The sequence below is a fragment of the Stenotrophomonas sp. TD3 genome (genome assembly GCF_001939825.1).
GTDB lineage: Bacteria > Pseudomonadota > Gammaproteobacteria > Xanthomonadales > Xanthomonadaceae > Stenotrophomonas.
The window spans coordinates 1,572,148-1,583,975 of the sequence record NZ_MOYM01000001.1; the positions used below are offsets into that span (position 1 = coordinate 1,572,148).

Consider the following 11,828-nt stretch of genomic DNA (forward strand, 5'->3'; position numbering starts at 1 on the left):
GCGCGGTGGGGGAGCGCAGTCTCATTGATGCGAAGCAATCAATAAACCCCCTTCCAGCCATATCTGTCATGATTTTCAGCATGAATGGAACCTCGATGGACCTCAATGCGGTACGCATGCTGGTGCAGGTAGCCGAAGCCCGCAGTTTCACCGTCGCCGCCGGACAGCTGGGCCTGAGCCAGTCCGGCCTGTCGCGCGCGATCGGTCGGCTGGAGGCCACGCTGGGGGTGAAGCTGCTGCAGCGGAACACCCGCAACGTGGCGCTGACCCCGGATGGCCGCCAGTTCGTCGACCAGGTCGCTCCGCTGCTGTGCGGCTTCGAGGATGCCGAACGCCAGTTGGCCGACCGTCCCTGCACGCCCGCGGGCACCCTGAAGATCAGCGCGCCATCGATGTTCGGGCGCAAGGTGCTGGTGCCGATGCTGGCGCCGTTGCTGCAACAGCATCCGCAGCTGCAGGTGGAAGCCGTGCTCAGCGACCGCCTGGTCGATCTGGTCGAGGAAGGTTTCGATGCCGCGCTGCGCACCGGCGTCATCGCCGACCAGCGCATTGTCGCGCGCCCCCTGCGTCCGCTGCGTTGGGTGACGGTGGCCAGCCCCGCCTATCTGGCGCGCTGTGGCGCACCGGACGATGTGGCCGCACTGCAGGATCACGCGTGCCTCGCGGTGCGCAACCTGCGCAGTGGCCGGCTGGTGGACTGGCAGTTCCTGCAGGACGGACAACTGCGCGAGTTCACCCCACCGACGCGGATGGTGTTCGACAGCGGCGATCCGCTGGTGGAAGCGGCGATCGCCGGCATCGGCATCGTGCAGGTGATGGATTTCGCGGTGGCCGATGTCCTGGCCGACGGCCGCCTGCAGCGCGTGCTGCAGCCGTTCGAGGGCCGCAGCCGCGAACTGTCGTTGATCTATCCGCCCTCGCGGCAGCATTCACCGAAACTGCAGGTGCTGGCCGACGCGTTGCTGGCCGGGGAGTGGTAGCGCCGGCCGCTGGCCGGCGTCTACGCCGATCCAATCGTTTCGGGGTTGCCGGCCAGCGGCCGGCACTACCAGGCTGCGGTAGATCCGCGCCATGCGTGGATGAGGGCCGGTAGCGCCGGGCATGGCCCGGCGCTACCGATCAGGCGAAGCTATCGGTGGCGCGCACCAGCGCGTCCACATTCTCCGCTTCGAACGCCGAGTGACCCGAGGCCGGGGTGATCTCCAGCTTCGCCTTCGGCCACACTTTGGTCAGGTCCCAGGCGTTGGCCAGCGGGCAGACCACGTCGTAGCGGCCATGCACGATCACGCCGGGAATGTCGGCGATGCGGTGCGCGTCGCGCAGCAGCTGGTCTTCCACCTCGAAGAAGCCGCCGTTGACGAAGTAGTGGTTCTCGATGCGGGCAAAGGCCAGCGCGAAGTGCGGGTCTTCGTGGCTGTTGATGAAGTCGTCATCGACGTGCAGGAAGCTGGTCGCGCCTTCCCACACCGCCCACGCCTTGGCCGCTTCCAGGCGGGTGGTTTCGTCGTCGCTGGTCAGGCGGCGGTGGAAGGCCGAGATCAGGTCATGGCGCTCCACCGACGGAATCGGCTTCAGATAGTGCTCCCACGCATCCGGGAACAGGCGGTTGGCGCCTTCCTGGTAGAACCATTCCAGCTCCCAGCGGCGCAGCATGAAGATGCCGCGCAGGACCAGTTCGGTCACGCGCTGCGGGTGGGTTTCGGCATAGGCCAGGGCCAGGGTCGAGCCCCAGCTGCCGCCGAACACCTGCCAGCGATCAACCTTCAGATGCTCACGCAGCTTCTCGATATCGGCGACGAGGTCCCAGGTGGTGTTGTCCACCAGGTCCGCGTGCGGGGTGGAACGGCCGGCGCCGCGCTGGTCGAACAGGATGATGCGGTACTTGGACGGGTCGTGGAACTGGCGCATCTTGTCGCTGCAACCACCGCCCGGGCCACCGTGCAGCATCACCACCGGCTTGCCGTCCGGGTTGCCGCACTGTTCGAAGTACAGCGTGTGGCGGTCGTCGACCTTCAGGGTGCCGACGTCGTAGGGGGTGATGGCGGGGTACAGCGTACGCATGCTTGCAGCTCCAGGGTGATGCCCTGCCGGGGCAGGAGAACCTCCATTCTAGGCCGGACGCCGGCCCAGGGTGATCCGGTCGCGCTGCTCCAGGTCCTGCACGGTCTGCACCTCCGCAAAACCCGCGGCGTCGAACAGCGCGCGGATCGCCGCGCCCTGGTCCCAACCATGCTCGATCAGCAGCCAACCGCCGGGCAGCAGGTGGGCCTGGCCACCGTCGACGATGCGGCGGATGTCATCCAGCCCGTCCACGCCGGAGGCCAGCGCGGTGGCCGGTTCGAAGCGCAGGTCGCCCTGTGCCAGGTGCGGGTCGTCGCTGGCGATGTACGGCGGGTTGCTGGCGATCAGGTCGAACCGCACGCCCTGCAGCGGCGCATACCAGTCGTGCCCGCCCTCGGCGAAGCGGACGTTGCGCAGTTCATGGCGCGCAGCATTGCGCGCGGCCACGGCCAGCGCGCCCGGGCTGGCATCGGTGGCCAGCACCTGCGCCTGTGGCCGTTCGCTGGCCAGCGCCAGCGCGATGGCGCCGCTGCCGGTGCCCAGGTCGGCCAGCCGCAGCGCACGGTCCTGCGGCAGTCGCTCCAGCGCCAGCTCGACCAGCAGTTCGGTCTCCGGGCGCGGGATCAGCGTGGCTGGATCGACGTCCAGGTCCAGCGTCCAGAAACCGCGGCGGCCGGTCAGGTAGGCCACCGGCTCGCCGGCCACGCGGCGGGCCAACAGCGCTTCGAAGGCAGCCTGGTCGGCGGCGGCCAGCGGATCGGTGGCATGCGCGAACAGCCAGCTGCGTGGGCGTTCCAGCACGTGCAGCAGCAGCAGCTCGGCCTCGTGGCGGGCTTCGACGCCGCCGAGGCGGGCACTGGCCTCGGCCACGATCTGGCGCAGGGAGGGTTCGGGTTGGAAAGACATTCCGCAATTGTAGAGCCGAGCCCATGCTCGGCTGCTTCTGGCGCAGTCGAGCATGGCTCGACTCTACAAAAAGCTGGAAATCGTTCAGGTTCCGTCGAAGGGGATAAGGAGCGGCTATTGGCCCCATTCAGCCGTTCCGGAAGATTTTCCTTGTCACACAGGCAGTTGCAGGATGAAAGCGGCCGGGTTCAGTGCCTGCTCATCGGCTTTTGATAGTCTGCATCTATCAAATAGATGCAATCAATGGATTGTTCTTATCGCGAGCGAATCGGTAACCTAGCTCCTGTCGATTCACCCACTCCCCTTCACCAGAGGAAAAATGATGTCCCTCATCAACACCCAGATCCAGCCGTTCGAAGCCAACGCTTACCACAATGGCGAGTTCATCAAGGTTTCCGACAACAGCCTGAAGGGCCAGTGGTCCGTCCTGATCTTCATGCCGGCCGCCTTCACCTTCAACTGCCCGACCGAGATCGAAGACGCCGCTGACCACTACGCCGAGTTCAAGAAGGCCGGCGCCGAGGTCTACATCGTCACCACCGACACCCACTTCTCGCACAAGGTGTGGCACGAAACCTCGCCGGCCGTCGGCAAGGCCCAGTTCCCGCTGGTCGGCGACCCGACCCACCAGCTGACCCGCGCCTTCGGCGTGCACATTGAAGAAGAAGGCCTGGCCCTGCGTGGCACCTTCATCATCAATCCGGAAGGCGTGATCAAGACCCTGGAGATCCACTCCAACGAGATCGCCCGTGACGTCGCCGAGACCCTGCGCAAGCTGAAGGCTGCCCAGTTCACCGCCGCCAACCCGAACCAGGTCTGCCCGGCCAAGTGGAAGGAAGGCGAGAAGACCCTGACCCCGTCGCTGGACCTGGTCGGCAAGATCTAAGGCAGTACCGGCCTGCCGTGGCCCCACGCCACGGCGCGCCTTTCATCCCCGTGCCGGTCCCCCCGCCGGCGTGGGGGTGAACCCAAGACAGCCAACGCACGCCAGCCTTGGCCAGCCAGCCCCTTCCACGGTCGCTGTCTTGGGTTCACCCCTACCCCCTGCTGGTCCGCTACCTTCTACAGCGGTGCCACGCCCCCTGTTTGCCTGAAGCCAGGAGAAGACCCGATGTTGGACGCCAACCTGCAGTCGCAGCTGAAGACCTATCTGGAGCGCGTGACCCGCCCGATCCAGATCACCGCGCACGCCGACGACGGCGCCAAGTCGCAGGAAATGCTGGAACTGCTGCAGACCCTGGACAGCCTGTCGGACAAGATCTCGCTGCAGGTCCTGCGCGACGGCCAGGGCCGCGTGCCGTCCTTCGACCTCGGCACCCCGGGCCAGGACATCCACCTGACCTTCGCCGGCCTGCCGATGGGCCACGAGTTCACCTCGCTGGTGCTGGCGCTGCTGCAGGTCGGCGGCCACCCGTCCAAGGCCACCGCCGAGCTGATCGAGCAGGTGCAGAACCTGGAAGGTGACTACAAGTTCGAAACCTACTTCTCGCTGTCCTGCCAGAACTGCCCGGACGTGGTGCAGGCGCTGAACCTGGCCGCGGTGCTCAACCCGCGCATCCAGCACGTGGCCATCGACGGCGCCCTGTTCCAGGACGAAGTCGAGCAGCGCGAGATCATGTCGGTGCCAACCGTGTACCTCAACGGTGAAGTGTTCGACCAGGGCCGCATGACCCTGGAACAGATCGTGGCCAAGCTGGACACCAATGCCAGCAAGCGCGATGCCGAGAAGATCGCCGCCAAGGACGCTTTCGACGTGCTGGTGGTCGGCGGTGGCCCGGCCGGCGCTGCAGCGGCGATCTATGCCGCACGCAAGGGCATCCGCACCGGTATCGCCGCCGAGCGTTTCGGTGGCCAGGTGCTGGACACGATGGCGATCGAGAACTTCATCTCGGTGAAGGAGACCGAAGGCCCGAAGCTGGCCACGGCGCTGGAACAGCACGTGCGCGAGTACGAGGTGGACATCATGAACCTGCAGCGCGCTAGTGCGCTGGTGCCGGCCGGTGAAGACGGCCTGGTGCAGGTGCAGCTGGAGAACGGCGCGGTGCTGAAGTCGCGCTCGGTGATCCTGTCCACCGGCGCGCGCTGGCGGCAGATGAACGTGCCGGGCGAAGACCAGTACCGCAACAAGGGCGTGGCCTACTGCCCGCATTGCGATGGCCCGCTGTTCAAGGGCAAGCGCGTGGCGGTGATCGGCGGCGGCAACTCCGGCGTGGAAGCGGCCATCGACCTGGCCGGCATCGTGTCGCATGTAACCCTGCTGGAGTTCGATTCCAGCCTGCGCGCCGATGAAGTGCTGCAGAAGAAGCTGCGCAGCCTGGGCAACGTCACCGTGCTGACCAGCGCGCAGACCACCGAAGTGCTGGGCGACGGCAGCCGCGTCACCGGCCTGGTCTACAAGGACCGCGTCGGCGGCGATGCCCACCGCGTCGAGCTGGAAGGCATCTTCGTGCAGATCGGCCTGCTGCCCAACACCGAGTGGCTGAAGGATGTGGTGGCGCTGTCGCCGCGTGGCGAGGTCGTCATCGACGACCGCGGCCAGACCAACCTGCCGGGCGTGTTCGCTGCTGGCGATTGCACGACGGTGCCCTACAAGCAGATCATCATCGCCATGGGCGCCGGTTCGACCGCCGCACTGAGCGCGTTCGACCACCTGATCCGCTCGTCGGTGAGCAACAGCAGCGGTGCCGTTGCTGAAGCAGCCTGATCCATCGTTCCCAGATCACCGGGAACATTGTCTGCCTGTCGGGTAACCACGCCGTCAGCCGGTCCGTTACCCCTGGGGTGTAAGGATGAACCTACGTGATCTGAAGTACCTGGTAGCCCTGGCCGACCACAAGCATTTCGGCCGGGCTGCCGCCTCCTGCTTCGTCAGCCAGCCCACGCTGTCGACGCAGATCCGCAAGCTGGAAGAAGAGCTGGGCCTGCCGCTGGTGGAACGCGCACCGCGCAAGGTGATGCTGACCCCGGCCGGGCAGGAAGCGGCGGCACGGGCACGGGTGATCGTGTCCGAAGTGGAACAGCTGAAGGAAGCGGCGCGACGCAGCCGCGATCCGGAAGCCGGTACGGTGCGCCTGGGGATCTTCCCGACCCTCGGCCCGTACCTGCTGCCGCATGTGATCCCGCGCATCCGCGAGCGCTTCCCGGAGCTGGAACTGCTGCTGGTCGAGGAAAAGAGCGACGTGCTGCTGGACCGCCTGCGCGAAGGCAAGCTCGACGCCGCGTTGCTGGCCCTGCCGGTGATCGACGACCAGCTGCATGCCGAATTCCTGTTCGAGGAACCGTTCCTGCTGGCCGTGTCCGGACGCCACCCGCTGGCCCGCCGCGAACACCTGGACGTGCAGGAACTGGCCACGCAGAAGCTGCTGCTGCTGGAAGACGGCCATTGCCTGCGCGACCAGGCGCTGGAAGTCTGCCGCCTGTTCGGCGCCAACGAGAAGTCCGAGTTCCGCGCCACCAGCCTGGAAACGCTGCGGCAGATGGTCGCCGCCGACGTCGGCATCACCCTGCTGCCGAGCCTGTCGGTGCAGCCGCCGGTGCCGCGCTCGAACAACATCCGCCTGCTCGATTTCACCGGCGAAGGCCGTCCCAGCCGCCGCATCGCCATGATCTGGCGCCGCAGCTCGGCCATGAACGACTTCCTGTTGGAGCTGGCCGACCAGTTCAAGCGCCTGCCGCAGGCGCTGTTCACCCTGGAGGCGCTCGATGCCGGCAGCGATGCACCGGCCCTGCCCGGCCCCGCGCTGAACGGCTGAGCCCCCGCAGTACCGGCCCGGAATCGGCAGGAGTCGATTCCGGCCGCATTTGTCCCCACAATACAGACAGGCGGCGCCAGCAGGTGCCGCCTTTTGCATGGCTTTCAACCAAGGAGCTTCACCATGAACACCGCCAGCGGCCTGCCGCCGTCGATCACCGTTTCTACCTTCGACATGGACCGCCTGGACGCCATGCTCGAATCCCCTGCGCTGAGCCAGACGCCTGCCGCGCTCGCGCTTGCTGAAGAACTCAACCGGGCCACCGTGCTGGCGCCGGACCAGATTCCCGAAGGCATCGTCATGATGCATTCGCGCGTGGAGTGCGAAGATGAAGTGTCGGGCGAAAAGCACGTCCTGACCCTGGTCTTCCCCCGCGAAGCCAACGTCGATGAAGGCAAGGTGTCCGTGCTGGCCCCGGTCGGCAGTGCCCTGCTTGGCCTGGCCATCGGCCAGAGCATCGACTGGAACGCGCCCGGCGGCCGCAAGCTGCGCCTGCGCGTGACCGCGGTCCACAACGACCGCCCCTGATTACCGCTGCGCACCGCGCGCGATTCGATCCCCCTGCACCAGGAGCCGTAATGAGTACCCCGTCCAAACTGTCCCAGCTGCGCGAACTGTCCGTGGTCGTTGCCGATACCGGTGACTACGACGCCATCAAGCGCCTGCAGCCGGTGGACTGCACCACCAACCCGACCCTGGTGAAGAAGGCGCTGGACCTGCCGGTCTACGCCGAGCTGATCGAACGCGAACTGGCCTGGGGCCGCCAGCAGGCGGGCGACCGCGAAGCCGTGGTGCACGCCGTGGCCGACCGCCTGACCATCGGCGTCGGCGCGCTGCTGAGCACGCTGGTGCCGGGCCGCGTGTCCACCGAAGTGGACGCCGACCAGGCCCACGACACCGCCGCCACCGTGGCCAAGGCTCGCCAGTTCATCCAGATGTACGCCGATGCCGGCGTGCCGCGCGAGAAGATCCTGATCAAGATCGCCGCGACCTGGGAAGGCGTGGAAGCGGCGCGCATCCTGCAGGCTGAAGGCATCGACTGCAACCTGACGCTGATCTTCAACCCGACCCAGGCGCTGGCCTGCAGCGAAGCCGGCGCGTTCCTGATCTCGCCGTTCGTCGGCCGCATCCTGGACTGGTACGTTGCCAACGGCCAGGCCCCGGCCAGCATCGACGAAGACCCGGGCGTGAAGTTCGTGCGCGGCGTGTACGCCGAATTCAAGCGCCGCGGTTCGCCGACGGTGGTGATGGGCGCTTCGTTCCGTTCGACCGCGCAGATCGAAGCGCTGGCCGGCTGCGACCGCCTGACGATCTCGCCGGACCTGCTGGAGAAGCTGGACGCCGACCACGGCGAGCTGCCGCGCAAGCTGGTGGCCGGTGCGGCCGATGGCGCGGCGGTGACCCCGATCGATGCGGCGAAGTTCGCAGCCGACCTGGCGGCCGATCCGATGGCCACCGAGAAGCTGGCGACCGGTATCGATGCATTTGCCAAGGATCTGCAGGCGCTGCGCGAGCGCATTCGCTCGGAACTGTGAGGATTTCGGCCAACGGCTGAGCCCCTCGTGGCGGGGGCTCAGAGCAAAAGCCGCGCTGGGTCGGGCGGGTTGGGTTCGCGGGAGACGCCGTGAATCCATCCCTGGAGGCTTGGCCGCCGCATCCATGCGGCGGACACTCCCGCGAACCCAACCCGCCCGCCCTCTGACAGTTTCCGGTGGCCGCCCGCCACGGAAGAAAGAAAGAAGAGCAACAGCGGGTCGCGCGCTACGCTTGCTCGCAGCCGAGCATGGCTATGCCGGTCGTCCTGGCCGGCACCCTCCGGGCCGTCGCAAGCGACGTTGGCAGCGGCTCCTGCCGCTGCCTTCGGCTCTACAGGAAGCACTGCATACAAACAAAAAGGACGCGGCGAAGGCCGCGTCCTTTTTGTTTTCCATCAGTTCGTCACCAACCACTGCTCTTGCCCACCGTCACCGGGAAACTCTCGGAGGTGGGGCGGTGTGGGTTGGCAGGACCGTTGGCGCCATGGATGGCGCCATCGAGCCCCCAGGGACGGGTTCACGGCGTGTCCTGCCAACCCACACCGCCCCGCCCAATCCGCAGAAACCCAGAGCCGCTTTGGCTTTGGCAGTTGCTTTCAGCTTCTGCCCGCCGCAGGCGGACCACCGCGCGTCAGCGCGGCGCCTCCACATCCAACCCGATCGGGCAGCTCACGCCGGTGCCGCCGATGCCGCAATAGCCGTTCGGGTTCTTCGCCAGGTACTGCTGGTGATAGTCCTCGGCGTAGTAGTACGCCGGTGCCGGGTACACGATCTCGGTGGTGATCGGCCCGTAGCCAGCCGCATCCAGCTGCGCCTGGTAGGCCTCGCGGCTGGCCAGCGCAGCGGCGTACTGTGCCTCGTCGGTGGCGTGGATCGCCGAACGGTACTGGGTGCCAGTGTCGTTGCCCTGGCGCATGCCCTGGGTCGGGTCGTGGCTTTCCCAGAACAGCTGCAGCAGCCGCTCCAGGCTCACCACCGCCGGGTCGAACACCACCTGCACCACTTCGGTGTGGCCGGTCAGCCCCGAGCAGACCTCTTCATAGGTCGGGTTCGGGGTGATGCCGCCGGCATAGCCGACCGAGGTGCTGTACACGCCCGGTTCGGTCCAGAACTTGCGCTCGGCGCCCCAGAAGCAGCCCAGCGCGAAGCGGATCTGCTGCAGGCCGGCGAAACGGTCCTTCAGCGGATGGCTGTTCACGAAGTGCTGGTTGCTGTGCAGCGGCAGCGGTTGCTCGCGCCCCGCCAGTGCTTCTTCCGGGCGCGGCAGGCGCTGCTTGAAGGCGCCGATGCCGAGGATGCCCTGGCCAATTCCCAACATGATGCGCTCCTACGCCGGAAGGCCGGCTATGTCGTCTGCATCGGAAATGGGGTCGGCGGCGGCCTGGCCCAAGTCCAGCGCCGCGATGATCTCCTCTGCCTGCGGCCGCGCTGCGTCGGGGATGCCGACCCGCAGCACGCCGAACAACGGCAGCTCGCCCATCCCGCCCAGCAGCTGCTCGCCGAACACGAAGGCCGGGATGCCGGCGTTTTCCAGCGCGTGCTTGACCAAGTGGGCGTCGAACAGGTTGTCGGCCTTGTACACGATGTGCATGCGGCAGCTCCTCGGGGCAGGGATCCAGCATACGCCCCGGGACTGAATGGTGGCGCTGTGCTCGCCGGCCAGCGGCCGGCACTACCGGAAGCGGGGTTGGTAGTGCCGGCCGCTGGCCGGCATTCCCAACCCCGCCGGGCAACCCCGCCCCTTACGCGCTAAACTGTTGGTCTTTCTGCCTTTCTCTTCGCCGACTCATGTCCGAGCACACCCCCGCCAGCCCCGAGACCCCCGCCGACAGCCACGAAAAGCGCGATTTCATCCGCCAGATCGTGCGCGAGGACCTGGCCAGCGGAAAGCACCAGGCGATCAAGACCCGTTTCCCGCCGGAGCCGAACGGCTACCTGCACATCGGCCATGCCAAGTCGATCTGCCTGAACTTCGGCATCGCCGGTGAATTCAGCGGCGTCTGCAACCTGCGCTTCGACGACACCAACCCGGCCAAGGAAGATCCGGAATACGTGGCCGCGATCCAGGACGACGTGCGCTGGCTGGGCTTCAGCTGGAACGAGCTGCGCCACGCTTCGGATTACTTCCAGACCTATTACCTGGCCGCCGAGAAGCTGATCGAACAGGGCAAGGCCTACGTCTGCGACCTGTCGGCCGAGGAAGTGCGCGCCTACCGCGGCACCCTGACCGAGCCGGGCCGCCCGTCGCCGTGGCGCGACCGCAGCGTCGAGGAAAACCTCGACCTGTTCCGCCGCATGCGCGCCGGTGAATTCCCGGATGGCGCGCGCACCCTGCGCGCGAAGATCGACATGGCCAGTGGCAACATCAACCTGCGCGATCCGGCGCTGTACCGCATCAAGCACGTCGAGCACCAGAACACCGGCAACGCGTGGCCGATCTACCCGATGTACGACTTCGCGCATGCGCTGGGCGACTCCATCGAAGGCATCACCCACTCGCTGTGCACGCTGGAATTCGAAGACCATCGCCCGCTGTACGACTGGTGCGTGGACAACGTCGATTTCGCCCACGACGACGCGCTGACCCAGCCGCTGGTCGACGCCGGCCTGCCGCGCGAAGCGGCCAAGCCGCGCCAGATCGAGTTCTCGCGCCTGAACATCAACTACACGGTGATGAGCAAGCGCAAGCTGATGGCGCTGGTCACCGAACAGCTGGTGGACGGCTGGGAAGACCCGCGCATGCCGACCCTGCAGGGCCTGCGCCGCCGTGGCTACACCCCGGCCGCGATGCGCCTGTTCGCCGAGCGCGTGGGCATCAGCAAGCAGAATTCGCTGATCGATTTCAGCGTGCTGGAAGGCGCGCTGCGCGAAGACCTGGACAGCGCCGCACCGCGCCGCATGGCCGTGGTCGACCCGGTCAAGCTGGTGCTGACCAACCTGCCGGAAGGCCACGAAGAACGGCTGACCTTCAGCAACCACCCTAAGGACGAGAGCTTCGGCAGCCGCGAAGTACCGTTCGCACGCGAAGTGTGGATCGACCGCGAGGACTTCGCCGAAGTGCCGCCGAAGGGCTGGAAGCGCCTGGTGCCGGGTGGCGAAGTGCGCCTGCGCGGCGCCGGCATCATCCGCTGCGACGAAGTGATCAAGGATGCCGACGGCACCATCACCGAGCTGCGCGGCTGGCTGGATCCGGAATCGCGTCCGGGCATGGAAGGTGCCAACCGCAAGGTCAAGGGCACCATCCACTGGGTCAGCGCCGTGCATGGCGTGCCTGCCGAGATCCGCCTGTACGACCGCCTGTTCTCGGTGCCGAACCCGGACGACGAATCGGAAGGCAAGACCTACCGTGATTACCTCAATCCGGAATCGCGCCGCACCGTCACCGGCTATGTCGAGCCGGCCGCGGCCAGCGCCGCCCCGGAGCAGTCGTTCCAGTTCGAGCGCACCGGCTACTTCGTCGCCGACCGCCGCGACCACACCGAGGCCAAGCCGGTGTTCAACCGCAGCGTGACCCTGCGCGATACCTGGTCGGCCTGAGGACCTGCGTGGGCGCCAGGACGGCGCCCACATGACC

The 11,828-nt window shown here is 66.9% G+C and carries 11 protein-coding genes; 7 read left to right on the plus strand and 4 right to left on the minus strand.

Features of this window, described 5'->3' with window-relative positions:
* The first annotated feature begins 95 nt into the window (after positions 1 to 95).
* Positions 96 to 980 (plus strand): LysR family transcriptional regulator, encoded by an 885-nt coding sequence (locus tag BKE09_RS07460; protein ID WP_075676624.1) that lies wholly within the window; start codon positions 96 to 98, stop codon positions 978 to 980.
* Positions 981 to 1,119: 139 nt separating this feature from the next.
* Here the strand turns inward: BKE09_RS07460 and pip are convergent, their stop codons facing one another.
* A complete protein-coding gene (gene pip, locus BKE09_RS07465; protein ID WP_014646006.1) occupies positions 1,120 to 2,061 on the minus strand; it encodes a prolyl aminopeptidase in 942 nt (313 codons plus the stop codon).
* Positions 2,062 to 2,109: 48 nt separating this feature from the next.
* Positions 2,110 to 2,967 carry a peptide chain release factor N(5)-glutamine methyltransferase gene (gene prmC, locus BKE09_RS07470; RefSeq protein ID WP_075675312.1) on the minus strand — a complete coding sequence of 286 codons (858 nt, stop codon included), beginning with the start codon at positions 2,965 to 2,967 and terminating at the stop codon, positions 2,110 to 2,112.
* Between the two features lie 322 nt (positions 2,968 to 3,289).
* Here prmC and ahpC point away from each other — a divergent pair, with 322 nt between their 5' ends.
* The 5 genes from ahpC to BKE09_RS07495 all read left to right on the plus strand — a co-directional run bounded on the left by ahpC (position 3,290) and on the right by BKE09_RS07495 (position 8,254).
* Positions 3,290 to 3,853 carry an alkyl hydroperoxide reductase subunit C gene (gene ahpC, locus BKE09_RS07475; RefSeq protein WP_014036055.1) on the plus strand — a complete coding sequence of 188 codons (564 nt, stop codon included), beginning with the start codon at positions 3,290 to 3,292 and terminating at the stop codon, positions 3,851 to 3,853.
* Positions 3,854 to 4,078: 225 nt separating this feature from the next.
* Positions 4,079 to 5,671 carry an alkyl hydroperoxide reductase subunit F gene (gene ahpF / locus BKE09_RS07480; protein ID WP_075675313.1) on the plus strand — a complete coding sequence of 531 codons (1,593 nt, stop codon included), beginning with the start codon at positions 4,079 to 4,081 and terminating at the stop codon, positions 5,669 to 5,671.
* Between the two features lie 85 nt (positions 5,672 to 5,756).
* Positions 5,757 to 6,719: a LysR substrate-binding domain-containing protein gene (locus tag BKE09_RS07485; RefSeq protein WP_075675314.1), complete on the plus strand. Its 963-nt coding sequence runs from the start codon at positions 5,757 to 5,759 to the stop codon at positions 6,717 to 6,719.
* Between the two features lie 123 nt (positions 6,720 to 6,842).
* Entirely contained in the window at positions 6,843 to 7,247 is a 405-nt protein-coding gene (gene rnk, locus BKE09_RS07490) for a nucleoside diphosphate kinase regulator (protein ID WP_014036052.1), read from the plus strand.
* Between the two features lie 50 nt (positions 7,248 to 7,297).
* Positions 7,298 to 8,254, plus strand: coding sequence for a transaldolase (locus BKE09_RS07495; RefSeq protein ID WP_075675315.1), 957 nt, complete (start codon positions 7,298 to 7,300; stop codon positions 8,252 to 8,254).
* 631 nt (positions 8,255 to 8,885) lie between these two features.
* Here the strand turns inward: BKE09_RS07495 and msrA are convergent.
* Both msrA and BKE09_RS07505 read right to left on the minus strand, forming a co-directional pair.
* Complete coding sequence (gene msrA, locus BKE09_RS07500; protein WP_075676626.1) at positions 8,886 to 9,551, minus strand: peptide-methionine (S)-S-oxide reductase MsrA; 666 nt, start codon at positions 9,549 to 9,551, stop codon at positions 8,886 to 8,888.
* A gap of 30 nt (positions 9,552 to 9,581) precedes the next feature.
* The gene (locus BKE09_RS07505) at positions 9,582 to 9,845 is read right to left on the minus strand and encodes a DUF2007 domain-containing protein (RefSeq protein WP_075675316.1); all 264 of its coding nucleotides are present in this window, start codon (positions 9,843 to 9,845) and stop codon (positions 9,582 to 9,584) included.
* Positions 9,846 to 10,042: 197 nt separating this feature from the next.
* On the opposite strand from BKE09_RS07505, the gene BKE09_RS07510 reads away from it, so the two are divergent.
* Positions 10,043 to 11,791, plus strand: coding sequence for a glutamine--tRNA ligase/YqeY domain fusion protein (locus BKE09_RS07510; protein ID WP_075675317.1), 1,749 nt, complete (start codon positions 10,043 to 10,045; stop codon positions 11,789 to 11,791).
* The last annotated feature ends 37 nt before the right edge of the window (positions 11,792 to 11,828 follow it).